We start from the raw sequence: 12721 nt of genomic DNA, 5'->3' as shown, positions 1-12721 counted from the left end.
CGCACAGGTGCGTGGCAACCCGGGCCCGCCGCACAGGTACGTGGCCACCGGGGACTGCCGCACAGGTGCGTGGCAACCCGGGCCCGCCGCACAGGTACGTGGCCACCGGGGACTGCCGCACAGGTGCGTGGCAACCCGGGCCCGCCGCACAGGTGCGTGGCCACCGGGGCCCGCCGCACGGGTGCGTGCCGTATCGGGCAGACTCGCGGCATGGAGACTGCCGAGTATCTTCAGATCCTGGACCGGGAGGGCCGGTCACTGGCCGCGGCCGCCGCGGTGGCGGGCCTCGACGCCGAGGTGCCGACCTGCCCGAACTGGCAGGTGCGCGACCTGCTGCGGCACACGGGCACCATCCACCGGTGGGCCGCCGGGGTCGTCGCCGACGCCCACCCCGGACCCCGGCCCATCCCGGACCCGCCCGCCCTCGACGGCACCGAGCTGACCACCTGGTTCCGGGACGGCCATCGCATCCTCGTCGACACCCTTGCCGGTGCGCCGCGGAGCGTGACGTGCTGGACCTTCCACCCGGCCCCCGTCCCCTCACCCCTCACCTTCTGGCTGCGCCGCCAGGCCCATGAGACGACCGTGCACCGGTACGACGCCGAGGCCGCCCGGGGCGGGCCGGTATCCCCGATCGCCACGGACTTCGCGGTCGACGGTATCGACGAACTGCTGCGCGGCTTCCACGCCCGCTCCCGCAGCCGGGTCCGCTCCGAGGACTCGAGGGTGCTCCAGGTGCGTACCGCGGACCGGGACGCGGCATGGACCGTAAGGCTGTCGGCGGAGCCGCCCGTCACGGAACTCGGCGCGCTCCCCGGCGCGACGGCCGAACTCTCGGGTCCCGCCGACGAGTTGTACCTCGCACTGTGGAACCGGGTACCGGTGCCGAAGGTGATCGGCGACCCGGAACTGGCCGACCTGTGGCGGACCAGGTCCGGGATCTGACCGCCGGCTCTAGCGGGCCAGCATCCGGGTGAGCACCGCGCGCTGCACCGGCAGCACCTCGCCGTGCAGTGCGCGCCCCTTACCGGTGAGCGCCACCCGCACGCCCCGCCGGTCCTCCGCGCACATGGCCCGCTCGACCAGGCCGTCCTTCTCGAGCCGGGCGACCAGCCGGGACAGCGCGCTCTGGCTCAGGTGCACCCGCTCGGCGATCTCCTGGACGCGGTAGCTGCAGCCGCCGTCCTGCGCCGGACCGTCGGAGAGCAGGTCGAGGACCTCGAAGTCACTGGCGCACAGGCCGTGGCCGTGCAGGGCGCGGTCGAGTTCGCACTGGGTGCGGGCGTGCAGGGCCAGGATGTCCCGCCACTGCTCCACGAGTGCCTGCTCGGGCTTCTTCGCCGCCATTCCCGCACCGTAGCAGAGGAACGCGATTGTTGCATCGTAATTAAATGCGCTTGCATTCGATGCATGTGCATGTAGTGTCTGTGGGCATGACCTCTCCGCTCACCGCCCCTGTCCCCGAGGGACGCTGGACTCCCCGCCTCTGGGGCACTCTGCTGGTGCTCTGCGCCGCGATGTTCCTGGACGCCCTGGACGTGTCGATGGTCGGCGTCGCGCTGCCCTCGATCGGCTCCGACCTGCAGCTGTCGACCTCCACGCTGCAATGGATCGTCAGCGGCTACATCCTGGGCTACGGCGGCCTGCTGCTGCTCGGCGGCCGCACCGCCGACCTGCTGGGCCGCCGCCAGGTGTTCCTGGTGGCCCTCGGCGTCTTCGCGCTCGCCTCGCTGCTCGGCGGCCTGGTCGACTCGGGTCCGCTGCTCATCGCCAGCCGCTTCATCAAGGGCCTGAGCGCGGCCTTCACCGCTCCGGCCGGCCTCTCGATCATCACGACCACGTTCCCGGAGGGCCCGCTGCGCAACCGGGCCCTCGCCATCTACACCACCTGCGCGGCCACCGGCTTCTCCATGGGCCTCGTGCTGTCCGGCCTGCTCACCGAGGCCAGCTGGCGCCTCACCATGCTGCTGCCCGCCCCCATCGCCCTGATCGCGCTCGTCGCCGGCCTCAGGTTGCTGCCGCGCAGCGCCCGCGAACGCGACCACAACGGCTACGACATCCCCGGCGCGGTCCTCGGCACCGCCTCCATGCTGCTCCTGGTGTTCACCGTGGTGGAGGCTCCGCAGGTGGGCTGGGCATCGGCCCGCACCCTGCTGTCCTTCCTCGCGGTCGCCGTCCTGCTGACCGTCTTCGTCCGGGTCGAACGCCGCTCCCCCGGCCCGCTCATCCGGCTCGGCGTGCTGCGCTCCGGCAACCAGATCCGCGCCCAGCTCGGCGCGGTCGCCTTCTTCGGCTCCTATGTCGGTTTCCAGTTCCTGACCACCCTGTACATGCAGTCCCTGCTCGGCTGGTCGGCGCTGCACACCGCCCTGGCCTTCCTGCCCGCGGGCGCCCTGGTGGCGGTGTCCTCCACCAAGGTCGGTGCGATCGTGGACCGCTTCGGCACCCCGCGGCTGATCGCGGCGGGCTTCGCGTTCATGGTCCTCGGCTACGCCCTGTTCCTGCGCATCGACCTGGACCCGGTGTACGCGGCGGTGATCCTGCCCTCGATGCTGCTGATCGGCGCCGCCTGCGCGCTGGTCTTCCCCTCGCTCAACATCCAGGCCACCAACGGGGTCGACGACCACGAGCAGGGCATGGTCTCCGGGCTCCTGAACACCTCGGTGCAGGTGGGCGGCGCGATCTTCCTGGCGGTCGTGACGGCCGTGGTCACCGCGGGCGCCCCGGCGCATGCGACCCCGCAGGCGATGCTCGACAGCTACCGCCCCGGCTTCATGGTGGTCGCGGGCGTGGCCCTCGCCGGCCTCCTGATCACGCTCACCGGGCTGCGCAGCCGGCGTCCGCAGCAGAGCGTGGTGATCGCCAAGTCCACCTCCCTGGAGGAGGAGCGCGTGTCCGTGCGCGACTGACGCGCGACGCGCGGCTGCCGGGGGACGCCTCCGAAACGTGCGCCCGGCGGGGCTGGTTGCCCCGCCGGGCGCACGGGTGTGACACTGCCGGAATGACGGGTCACGGGGGACGGCGCGGCCAGGCCGAGCGGGACGCGATCACCGTGGAGATCGGATACGCGCTCTGCAGTGCGGTGTTCGCGGCGGCGGCGGTCTTCGGAGCGGTGGCGGGACCGGTACTGCTCTTCGATCTGCCCGGCGGCCTCGAACGCGCGCTGCCGGTGGTGGGCACGGTCCTGGCCACCGTGGTGTTCTTCGCCCGGGTCATCAGCGTGCTGGTCCGCTTCCAGCGGTCCGCTCAGCCCAGCCAGCCGGGCCGGACCAGCCCCGACTCATAGGCCAGGACGACCAGTTGGGCCCGGTCGCGGGCGCCCAGCTTGACCATCGTGCGGCTCACATGGGTCTTGGCGGTGAGCGGGCTCACCACCAGACGACGGGCGATCTCCTGGTTGGACAGGCCGATGCCGACCAGGGCCATCACCTCCCTTTCCCGTTCCGTCAGTTGGGCGAGTGCGTCGGCGGCGGCCGGCTCCTTGGAACGGGCCGCGAACTCCGCGATCAGCCGACGCGTCACTCCCGGCGACAGCAGTGCGTCCCCACCCACCACCGCTCGGACGGCGCGCACGAGTTCCTCCGGCTCGGTGTCCTTGACCAGGAACCCGGAAGCGCCGGAGCGGATCGCCTCGAAGACGTACTCGTCCAGTTCGAACGTCGTCAGCATCACCACCTTGACGTCCTTCAGCTCCTCCTCCCCGGTGATACGGCGGGTCGCGGCCAGGCCGTCGAGATGCGGCATCCGGATGTCCATCAGGACCACGTCGGGGCGCAGTTCGCGCACCTTGCGCACCGCCTCCTCGCCGTCCGCCGCCTCCCCGGCCACCTCGACGTCCGGCTGCGCGTCGAGCAGCGCCCGGAAACCGGCCCGCACCAGCGACTGGTCGTCGGCGAGCAGTACCCGGATCATCGGTCCTCCCGGTCGGTCGGCGGCTGTACGGCATCGGTCAAGGGCACCACGGCGTCGGTCGAGGGCAGCCCGGCGGCAGTCAGGGGCAGTACGGCGAGCACCCGGAAGCCCCCGTCGGCGCGCGGCCCCGCCTCGATCGTGCCACCCAGGGCGGCCGCCCGTTCCCGCATCCCGGCGAGTCCGTTCCCGCTGCCGCCCGCGTCCGCGCCGGTCGCGGGGCCGTCGTCGTCGATCCGCAACCGCAGCTCCCCGCCGCCGTGTTCGAGCCGCACGCGCGCGTGCCGTGATCCCGAGTGCCGTACGACATTGGTGAGCGCCTCCTGCACGATCCGGAAGGCGGCCAGATCGGCGCCGGGCGGCAGTCGCGGCGGTTCCCCCTCCACGGTCACTGTGAGTCCGGCGCTCGCCGCCTGTTCGACCAGTTCCGGCAACCGCCCGAGTCCGGGAGCGGGCGCGCGCGGCGCGTCTCCCGGCGCGCGCAGGGTGTCGAGCACCTGCCGCACCTCACCGAGCGCTTCCTTGCTGGCGGCCTTGATGGTGGTGAGTGCTGTCCTGGCCTGTTCGGGGTCGGAGTCCAGGAGCGCGAGCCCCATGCCCGCCTGGACGTTGATGACGGAGATGCTGTGCGCCAGCACGTCGTGCAGCTCGCGGGCGATCCGCAGCCGTTCCGCGTCCGCCCGCCGCCGCGCCGCCTGGGCACGGTCGGCCCGCTCCCGCGCCCACTGCTCGCGCCGCAGCCGCACCAGCTCGGCCACGGAGACGACGATCAGCACCCAGGTGGCGATGATCAACTCCTGGCCGGGATTCGCCCCCGTGTCACCCGGTGGAGGCAGCCGGCGGTACAACCAGAGCGAGATCAGCAGGTGGCCGCCCCACAGCATGCCGACGGCCGCCCAGGCGGCCCGGCGGCGCCCCGCGACGACGGCGCTGAAGCAGGCCACGGCGACGGCCGCGAAGACCGGCCCGTACGGGTAGCCGGCCGCGACGTAGACGAGCGCGAGGGCCGCCGTGCCGAACGCCACGGGCACGGGGTGCCGGTGCCGCCACAGCAGTAGCGCGCAGGTGGCCAGGAGCAGCAGGCGGCCGTACCCGTCGAGGGGTTCGCGGTGCGGCTGCTCGTGGGCGGCGAAGTTCGAGCCGACCAGTACCAGCGCGGTGAGCGGGACGGTGGTGCGCCAGGGCAGCCGGCCGCGCGCCGGCTCATGCGTGCCGTCGTCGTGGTGCCACCACGGGGGGCCGTAGTGCCACCACTGCGCGGGGCCGCGCTCCCGTTCCCGCCGCTCGTCCATGTCCGCCACGCTAGACGGCACCGGCCCGCGCGAGCGTCAGCCCGGCGAGGTGATCAGGCGTACTCCCAGGGAAGTAGGCAGCCGGGCGCGGTGGCGGGCGGTGCCGTGGCGCGCTGTGTGGTGGCGGGGCGGGCGGTCCGGTGGCGGGCGGTGTGGTGGCGTGGCGTGCGGTCCGTGCAGCGCCGTGCGGTCCGATGGCGTGCCGTGGCGTGCGGTGTGGTGGCGTCAGCGGCCGGACGCCAGTTCGGCGACCTCCGCGTGGAACAGCCGCTCCGGGTCGAAGCCCATGCCCGTGAACTGCCCGGCGAGTTCGAGGGAGAGCACGCCGTGCATCCGGGTCCAGAACGCCAGCGCCCGGCGCAGCACCCCCGGCGACGCGGGGTGGCCCCCGGCCCACTCGCGGTGCTGGGCGAGGTGCGCGGTGAAGCCGGCGGAGGCCGGCGCCTCGGGCTCGGCCGCCGCGCAGACGTCGAGCAGCGCGGCCATGATCTCCTGGGCGATGGCGGTGATGTCCTCGGGCGCGTGATAGCCGGGCACCGGCGTGCCGTAGACGAGGAAGTACCGCTGGGGGTCGTCGAGCGCCCAGTCGCGCAGGGCGCGCGCGAGGCCCTCGATGCCGGCCCGGGAGTCGGCGGCGGTGCGGAAGGTGTCGGCCAGGCCGCGGTAGGCGTCCCGGATCAGCTCGGTGATCAGCTCGTCCCGGCTGCCGAAGTAGCGGTAGAGGGCGGGCCCGCTCATGCCCAGCTCCTTGGCGATCGCGTTCAGGGACAGACCCGACGCGCCGGACTTGGCGATCTGCTCCCAGGCGCGCGCCTTGATGTCGGCCCGCACCTGGCTCCGGTACCGCTCGCGGGGGCTCATCGCTTCTGCGGCCATGACCTGCACGCTCCTCTCGCTGCTGACGTCTCGGTCTCCCGAAGCCCGGGGGTCCGGGCGCCCCGAGCGCTTCGGGGCTACGGGTTTCCGAGCCTCTGACCTTCAGGGCTATATCGACCGTTTCAACCTATCAGTTTGGAGATGGCATCTAACAGTAGTTAGAGCGCTCTGCGACGCGAGAGCTTGACACCTAAGCGAGTACCAGTCATTTTAGTTATAGCTTCTAATGCAAGCGAGTATCTCTCTCGCTTGCGACTACGCCTACCGCCTACCGCCTACCGCCTACCGCCTACCGCCTACCGGGAGATCCTCATGGAGGTCGTCATGGAAACCGCAGGAAACGCCGCACCCCAGGGCACCACCGCAGGCGCCCAGCTCGTCGAGGTCGTCCTGCCGGGCGTCGTGGAGCCCGAAGGGCTGCAGATCCGGCACGGGGAGATCCCGGCTCCGGGCGCCGGCCAGATCGTCGTCCGCATGGAGGCCACCGGCGTCTCCTTCGCGGAGCAGCAGATGCGCCGCGGCCGCTACTACGACCAGCCGCCGTTCCCCTTCGTCCCCGGCTACGACCTGGTCGGCACGGTGCTCACGGCCGGCGCGGGGGTATCGCCCGGGCTCGTCGGGAAGCGGGTGGCGTCCCTGGTCAAGGTGGGCGGCTGGGCCAGTCACGTCGTGCTCGACGCGGCCGACGCCGTGGAGGTGCCGGCCGGGGTCGGCGCGGCGGAGGCCGAGACGCTGGTCGTCAACGGGATCACGGCCTGGCAGATGCTCCACCGCAAGGCCAGGGTGCGGCAGGGCGGGACGATCCTGGTGCACGGCGCCAACGGCGGGGTCGGCACGGTTCTGGTCCAGCTCGCGCGTGCGGCGGGCCTGCACGTCATCGGCACGGCCTCGGCCCGCCACCACGACGCGCTGCGGGAGTTGGGCGTCACCCCGGTCGACTACCGCGCCGAGGACGTCCCGGCCCGGGTCCGTGAACTGGCCCCCGGCGGTGTCGACGCCGTCTTCGACCACCTCGGCGGCCGCAGCGTCATCGACTCCTGGAATCTCCTCGCCCCCGGTGGCACCCTCGTCGCCTACGGCAGTGCCACCACCCGGGACGACTCGGGCTCCAAGCAGCTGCCCGTGCTGAAGATCCTCGGCCGGGTGTGGCTCTGGAACGCGCTGCCCAACGGCCGGCACGCGTACTTCTTCAACGTCTGGGAGGGCCGCGCCCTCGGCAAGGACCGCTTCCGGGCCCGGCTGACCGCCGACCTCACCCAGGTGTTCGAGTCCCTCCAGCGCGGTGAGGTGACCGCCCGTATCGCCGCCCGGCTGCCCCTCACCCGGGCCGCCGAGGCCCTGCGGCTCGCCGAGTCCGGGACGGTCGCGGGCAAGATCGTGCTCGTCCCGGAAGACGGCGACGGCACGCCCGCCGCCCCGGTGCGGTGACGACCGTCGGCGCGGCGACGACCGCCGTCGGCGCGGTGACGATCGCCGTCGGCGCGGTGACGACCGCCGTCGGCGCGGTGACGATCGACGCGGTGACGACCGTGGACGCGGTGACGGCCACCGGCCCGGCGACCGCCCTTCGCGAACGCCCCGCCGCCCGCGAGGACGGGCCGGGGCCGAGGCGGCGGCGGGTCCGGGTTCGTCGCCCCGCCCGCCGGAGCCCGCTACGGAAAGACCAGGCCCACCCCGTGGGCGAGCTGGGTGGCCGCGTGCCGGAAGAACCGGTCACGGTCCTCCACGACCCCCTTGAACTGGCCGAACAGTTCGAACCCGACCAGCCCGAACAGCTGCGCCCACGCCGCGGCCATGGCCACGGCCACCTCCGCCGGGAGGCCCGGCATGAGTTCGTCGGCCATCCGACGGGCCTCGGGCGCGAGGTCGGCGGGCACGGGGGTACGGGCCAGACCGCGCCGCTCGAACGCGTCGAGCAGGATGCCGATCAGGACGAGGGCGACCCGGGCGGCCGGCTGGATGGTGGTGTCCGGGGCCGAGTAGCCGGGCACCGGCGAGCCGTAGATCAGCGCGTACTCGTGCGGGTGCGCCAGCGCCCAGCCGCGCACCGCCTCGCACACGGTGACCCAACGCTGCGCCGGTACGGCGTCGGCGGCAACGGCGGTGACGTGCGCGGCCTCGGCGGCCTCGCCGAGGGAGTCGTAGGCGTCGATGATCAGCGCGGTGAGCAGGTCGTCACGGCTCGGGAAGTAGCGGTAGAGCGCCGAGGAGACCATGCCGAGTTCGCGCGCCACGGCCCGCAGCGACAGCTTGGCCGCGCCCTCGGCGGCGAGCTGTCTGCGCGCCTCGTCCTTGATGGCCGCGGTGACTTCCATCCTGGCTCGCGCGCGGGCGCCCTGTGCGGTGGTCATGAAGAACAGTCTGCCACGCGGACAGAGCGGTGCACACAGTTCGGAGCAGTGCACTCGAACGTGAGCACCGCACCCATTTCAGTGCACCGATCCCAAACAGGCGCACCGCACAAAAAAGAGAGCACCGCTCTTGCTTTGGATCGCCGATCTCCCCCACACTGGAGTCAAGCGAGAGCACCGCTCTCCCAAAGCGTGGGGGTCACCGTGTCGACACACGTCCAGAAGCCCGGCTGGTTCACCGTCAACGTCTTCAACCGGGCCGTGGCCTGGCTCACCCGACGCGGTATAAGCATCTGGGGCTCCCGTGTCCTCGCCGTCCGTGGACGCAAGAGCGGCGAGTGGCGCACCACCCCCGTGAACCTGCTGACGGTGGACGGGCAGCAGTACCTGCTCGCGCCGCGCGGCCACGTCCAGTGGACCCACAACATGCGCGCCGCCGGCGGCGGCGAGCTGCGGCTCGGCAAGAACGTGGACGCCTTCACCGCCACCGAGGTCGCCGACGACGAGGTCGAGCTGCTGCGGGCCTACCTGAAGCGCTGGAAGGCCGAGGTCGGCGTCTTCTTCAACGGGGTCGGCCCCGACTCTCCCGACGCCGACCTGCGCCGCATCGCCCCCGACCACCCGGTCTTCCGGATCGCCGTCACGAAGTGACCGAGTCCTCGCTGTCCGTGTCGTCGGCGTCCACCTCGGCGGTCTCCTCCGGGGCGATCGGCTCCGGAGCCAGGGTGGTGAGAGCGCGCTGGGCGAGCGGGTGGGAGCGGATGAGTTCGCCGAGCGAGGTCCGGCCCTGGGTGATCTCCTTGAACGCGCGCCAGGCGGGACGGAAGCCGGTCAGGGCCGCGTGGAACAGGCCCGGCCTGCGCTCGAACACCGCCAGCATCCGCTTTCCGACGCTCATCTCGACGCCGAGGCCGGCCTTGACGGCGAAGGCGTAGTTCAGCGCCTGACGGCGGGTGTCCACCGCGTCGTGCGCCTCGGCGATCCGCACCGCCCACTCCCCCGCGAGCCGCCCGGAGCGCAGCGCGAAGGAGATGCCCTCGCGGGTCCACGGCTCGAGGAGGCCCGCCGCGTCACCGCACACGAGCACCCGGCCGCGGGACAGCGGCGAGTCGTCGGCGCGGCAGCGGGTCAGGTGGCCGGAGGAGATGCTCGGCTCGAAGCCGGCGAGGCCGAGCCGGGCGATGAAGTCCTCCAAATACCGCTTGGTGGCCGCGCCTTCGCCGCGTGCCGAGATCACGCCGACGGTCAGGGTGTCGCCCTTGGGGAAGACCCAGCCGTAACTGCCGGGCATCGGACCCCAGTCGATGAGCACCCGCCCCTTCCAGTCCTCGGCGACCGGCTCCGGCACCGGGATCTCCGCCTCCAGGCCGAGGTCCACCTGGTCGACCTTCACGCCGACGTGGGCGCCTATCCGGCTGGCACTGCCGTCGGCGCCGACCACCGCGCGGGCCAGCAGGGTCTCGCCGCCCTGGAGGACCACGGCGACCGTGCGCCGGTCGGGAACGGCCGAGCCGTGCTGTTCGACGCGCTGCACGGCGGCGCCGGTGCGCAGTTCGGCGCCCGCCTTCTGGGCGTGCTCGACCAGCTGCTGGTCGAACTCGGGCCGGTTGATCAGCCCGAACATCATCTGCTTGGAGCGGCGGGTGCGGGTGAAGCGTCCGTTGTTGGAGAAGGTGACCGCGTGCACCCGGTCCTTGAGGGGCAGCTCGAAGCCGGGCGGGAGCGCGTCGCGCGAGGGTCCGATGATGCCGCCGCCGCAGGTCTTGTAGCGGGGCAGCTCGGCTTTCTCCAGCAACAGCACGCGCCGTCCCGCGACCGCCGCCGCATAGGCCGCCGAGGCCCCCGCGGGTCCCGCGCCCACCACGACGACGTCCCACACCCGCTGCATGTCGTCCGCCGAAGAATTCTCACCGCTCACGATGGTCCGCTGCTCCGATCAAGCCGTAGAAGCCGTAAGTGCCGTATGCCATATCAAGCCGTAGGTACTGAACCAAGCCGTAGGTGCCGTACAACCCGTGGGTCAGGCCCTGTCCGTCCGTAGCCGGGCACCTACCACCTGTCCCCCCGCATCCTACGGCGGAGATCGCCGCAGGCCACTGTGGGAGGATCGGTGTACTCACCAGTTCAACGTCGCACCCACGAGGAGCGTGCCCATGTCGTCCAATCCGGTCGCCGAGACCGTCGCCGCCCTGTTGCCCAGGGCGAAGGCGGAGCTCGCCGAGCTGGTGGCCTTCAAGTCGGTGGCGGACTTCGTCCAGTTCCCGAGGAGCGAGAGCGAGGGCGCCGCGAACTGGGTCGCCGACGCGCTGCGCGCCGAGGACTTCGTGGACGTCGCCGTGCTGGACACCCCGGACGGCACCCAGTCGGTGTACGGCTACCTGCCTGGGCCGGAGGGTGCCAAAACGGTCCTGCTGTACGCGCACTACGACGTGCAGCCGCCGCTGGACGAGGCCGCCTGGACCTCCCCGCCCTTCGAGCTGACCGAGCGGGACGGCCGCTGGTACGGGCGCGGTGCCGCCGACTGCAAGGGCGGCGTGATCATGCACCTGTTGGCGCTGCGAGCGCTGAAGGCGAACGGTGGCGTCCCGGTCAACGTCAAGGTGATCGCCGAGGGCTCCGAGGAGATGGGCACCGGCGGCCTGGAGCGGTATGCCGAGCAGCACCCCGACCTGCTGACGGCGGACACGATCGTCATCGGCGACGCGGGCAACTTCCGTGTCGGCCTGCCGACGGTGACCACGACCCTGCGCGGCATGACCATGCTCCGGGTCCAGATCGACACGCTCCAGGGCAATCTGCACTCCGGCCAGTTCGGCGGTGCCGCCCCGGACGCGCTGGCCGCGCTGATCCGGGTGCTGGACTCGCTGCGCGCCGAGGACGGTTCGACGACGGTCGACGGGCTCGCGCCGGAGTCGGGCTGGCAGGGGCTGGAGTACGACGAGGAGCAGTTCCGCAAGGACGCAAAGGTGCTGGACGGCGTCGGGCTGATCGGCGACGGGTCGGTCGCGGACCGCATCTGGGCGCGTCCGGCGGTCACGGTGCTCGGCATCGACTGCCCGCCCGTGGTCGGCGCCACCCCGTCGGTGCAGGCGAGCGCCCGTGCCCTGGTGAGCCTGCGGGTGCCGCCGGGCGTGGACGCGGCCGAGGCGAGCAAACTGCTCCAGGCCCATCTGGAGGCGCACACCCCGTGGGGTGCCCGGGTGCGGACCGAGGCGGTCGGCCAGGGCCAGCCGTTCCGTGCCGACACCACCAGCCCGGCGTACCAGGCGATGGCCGACGCGATGACCGTCGCCTACCCGGGCGAGACGATGCAGTACGCCGGTCAGGGCGGCTCCATCCCGCTGTGCAACACGCTGGCGAGCCTCTACCCGCACGCCGAGATCCTGCTGATCGGGCTGAGCGAGCCGGAGGCGCAGATCCACGCGGTCAACGAGAGCGTGTCTCCCGAGGAACTGGAACGCCTGTCGGTGGCCGAGGCGCTGTTCCTGCGGAACTACGCGGCGGGCTGAACCGCTCTGCCCACGGCAGAGGGCTCTCGTCTGCGGACGGGGGCCCTCCTACGGTCGGGGCATGGACGTCATCGGACTGCTCCCCCGGCTGCACCTGCTGCGCTTCCCGGTGGGTCAGGCCTACCTCTGGCACGACCCGGACACCGGCGCCTCGACGCTGGTCGACACCGGCCCGCCCGGCTCGGGCCGGCCGATCGCCGACGCGCTCACCGCGCTGGGGCGGTCCCCTTCGGCGGTACGGCGGATCGTCCTCACCCATTTCCACGAGGACCATGTCGGCGGGGCAGCCGAGTTCGCCGCGCTGAGTGGAGCCGAGGTGCTGGCCCACCGCCTGGACGCTCCGGTGATCCGGGGCGAACTCCCGGGTCCGCCGCCGGTGTTCGAGGATTGGGAGCTGCCGATCCACGCCGCGGCGGCCGAGCTGCTGCCCGTCGGCGGGCCGGTCCCTGCGGCGGAGGTGACGGAGTTGTCCGAGGGGGACGTCCTGGACTTCGGCGGTGGTGCCCGGGTGGTCCATGTCCCCGGGCACACCCACGGCAGCATCGCTCTCCATCTGCCCGCGTACGGTGTGCTGTTCACCGGGGACGCGGTGGCGGCCGCGCCGGCCACCGGTGCGGTGCTGCTCGGGGTGTTCAACCTCGACCGGAACCTGGCCCTCGCGTCCTTCCGGCGACTGGCCGCCCTGGAGACGGAGACGGCGTGCTTCGGCCACGGCGATCCGGTGACCGCCGACGCGTCACGGGTGCTGCGGGAATCGGCGGACACCTACGGGCCACCGCGGTGA

Annotated in this window: 13 protein-coding genes; 7 read left to right on the top strand and 6 right to left on the bottom strand. The window is 72.5% G+C overall.

The genetic code is table 11. From position 1 onward, the window contains the following. The first annotated feature begins 210 nt into the window (after positions 1-210). Positions 211-945, top strand: coding sequence for a maleylpyruvate isomerase family mycothiol-dependent enzyme (locus ABZ642_RS34630; protein WP_360491462.1), 735 nt, complete (start codon positions 211-213; stop codon positions 943-945). A gap of 9 nt (positions 946-954) precedes the next feature. On the opposite strand, the gene ABZ642_RS34625 is transcribed toward ABZ642_RS34630, so the two are convergent. Beyond that, entirely contained in the window at positions 955-1347 is a 393-nt protein-coding gene (locus tag ABZ642_RS34625) for a MarR family transcriptional regulator (protein WP_360491459.1), read from the bottom strand. Between the two features lie 86 nt (positions 1348-1433). On the opposite strand from ABZ642_RS34625, the gene ABZ642_RS34620 reads away from it, so the two are divergent. Together ABZ642_RS34620 and ABZ642_RS34615 are read left to right on the top strand one after the other, a co-directional pair. After that, a complete protein-coding gene (locus ABZ642_RS34620; protein WP_360491456.1) occupies positions 1434-2909 on the top strand; it encodes an MFS transporter in 1476 nt (491 codons plus the stop codon). Positions 2910-3001: 92 nt separating this feature from the next. Then, positions 3002-3286, top strand: a complete 285-nt coding sequence (locus ABZ642_RS34615; RefSeq protein WP_360491453.1) for a DUF6332 family protein — start codon at positions 3002-3004, stop codon at positions 3284-3286. Here ABZ642_RS34615 and ABZ642_RS34610 read toward each other — a convergent pair. The 3 genes from ABZ642_RS34610 to ABZ642_RS34600 all read right to left on the bottom strand — a co-directional run bounded on the left by ABZ642_RS34610 (position 3247) and on the right by ABZ642_RS34600 (position 6077). After that, positions 3247-3912, bottom strand: coding sequence for a response regulator transcription factor (locus ABZ642_RS34610; RefSeq protein WP_360491450.1), 666 nt, complete (start codon positions 3910-3912; stop codon positions 3247-3249). The genes ABZ642_RS34615 and ABZ642_RS34610 overlap by 40 nt on opposite strands. Further along, on the bottom strand, positions 3909-5210 hold the full coding sequence (locus tag ABZ642_RS34605) for a sensor histidine kinase (protein WP_360491447.1): 1302 nt from the start codon (positions 5208-5210) through the stop codon (positions 3909-3911). Before ABZ642_RS34605 ends, ABZ642_RS34610 begins: the two co-directional genes overlap by 4 nt. Positions 5211-5426: 216 nt before the next feature. Further along, entirely contained in the window at positions 5427-6077 is a 651-nt protein-coding gene (locus ABZ642_RS34600) for a TetR/AcrR family transcriptional regulator (protein WP_360491444.1), read from the bottom strand. Positions 6078-6401: 324 nt separating this feature from the next. Here ABZ642_RS34600 and ABZ642_RS34595 point away from each other — a divergent pair, with 324 nt between their 5' ends. After that, positions 6402-7505 carry a medium chain dehydrogenase/reductase family protein gene (locus ABZ642_RS34595; protein ID WP_360491441.1) on the top strand — a complete coding sequence of 368 codons (1104 nt, stop codon included), beginning with the start codon at positions 6402-6404 and terminating at the stop codon, positions 7503-7505. Positions 7506-7729: 224 nt separating this feature from the next. Here the strand turns inward: ABZ642_RS34595 and ABZ642_RS34590 are convergent, their stop codons facing one another. Then, positions 7730-8428: a TetR/AcrR family transcriptional regulator gene (locus ABZ642_RS34590; protein ID WP_360491438.1), complete on the bottom strand. Its 699-nt coding sequence runs from the start codon at positions 8426-8428 to the stop codon at positions 7730-7732. Positions 8429-8632: 204 nt separating this feature from the next. Here ABZ642_RS34590 and ABZ642_RS34585 point away from each other — a divergent pair, with 204 nt between their 5' ends. After that, a complete protein-coding gene (locus ABZ642_RS34585; protein WP_360491435.1) occupies positions 8633-9079 on the top strand; it encodes a nitroreductase family deazaflavin-dependent oxidoreductase in 447 nt (148 codons plus the stop codon). Here ABZ642_RS34585 and ABZ642_RS34580 read toward each other — a convergent pair. Continuing rightward, positions 9069-10346, bottom strand: coding sequence for a geranylgeranyl reductase family protein (locus tag ABZ642_RS34580; protein WP_360491432.1), 1278 nt, complete (start codon positions 10344-10346; stop codon positions 9069-9071). The two genes, ABZ642_RS34585 and ABZ642_RS34580, sit on opposite strands and share 11 nt — an antisense overlap. A 235-nt stretch (positions 10347-10581) precedes the next feature. On the opposite strand from ABZ642_RS34580, the gene ABZ642_RS34575 reads away from it, so the two are divergent. Continuing rightward, positions 10582-11937 carry a dipeptidase gene (locus ABZ642_RS34575; RefSeq protein ID WP_360491429.1) on the top strand — a complete coding sequence of 452 codons (1356 nt, stop codon included), beginning with the start codon at positions 10582-10584 and terminating at the stop codon, positions 11935-11937. Positions 11938-11998: 61 nt separating this feature from the next. Beyond that, positions 11999-12721, top strand: coding sequence for an MBL fold metallo-hydrolase (locus ABZ642_RS34570; RefSeq protein ID WP_360491426.1), 723 nt, complete (start codon positions 11999-12001; stop codon positions 12719-12721).

This window comes from Streptomyces sp. NPDC007157 (assembly GCF_040634235.1).
GTDB lineage: Bacteria > Actinomycetota > Actinomycetes > Streptomycetales > Streptomycetaceae > Streptomyces.
This window is presented reverse-complemented; position numbering and strand designations above follow the sequence as displayed.

Bases quoted from the DNA above. Each gene is read 5' to 3' on its own strand.
- ABZ642_RS34590 (WP_360491438.1), bottom strand. From the start codon at position 8,428: ATGACCACCGCACAGGGCGCCCGCGCGCGAGCCAGGATGGAAGTCACC.
- ABZ642_RS34570 (WP_360491426.1), top strand. From the start codon at position 11,999: ATGGACGTCATCGGACTGCTCCCCCGGCTGCACCTGCTGCGCTTCCCG.
- ABZ642_RS34630 (WP_360491462.1), top strand. From the start codon at position 211: ATGGAGACTGCCGAGTATCTTCAGATCCTGGACCGGGAGGGCCGGTCA.
- ABZ642_RS34600 (WP_360491444.1), bottom strand. From the start codon at position 6,077: ATGGCCGCAGAAGCGATGAGCCCCCGCGAGCGGTACCGGAGCCAGGTG.
- ABZ642_RS34620 (WP_360491456.1), top strand. From the start codon at position 1,434: ATGACCTCTCCGCTCACCGCCCCTGTCCCCGAGGGACGCTGGACTCCC.
- ABZ642_RS34575 (WP_360491429.1), top strand. From the start codon at position 10,582: ATGTCGTCCAATCCGGTCGCCGAGACCGTCGCCGCCCTGTTGCCCAGG.
- ABZ642_RS34615 (WP_360491453.1), top strand. From the start codon at position 3,002: ATGACGGGTCACGGGGGACGGCGCGGCCAGGCCGAGCGGGACGCGATC.
- ABZ642_RS34610 (WP_360491450.1), bottom strand. From the start codon at position 3,912: ATGATCCGGGTACTGCTCGCCGACGACCAGTCGCTGGTGCGGGCCGGT.
- ABZ642_RS34595 (WP_360491441.1), top strand. From the start codon at position 6,402: ATGGAAACCGCAGGAAACGCCGCACCCCAGGGCACCACCGCAGGCGCC.
- ABZ642_RS34625 (WP_360491459.1), bottom strand. From the start codon at position 1,347: ATGGCGGCGAAGAAGCCCGAGCAGGCACTCGTGGAGCAGTGGCGGGAC.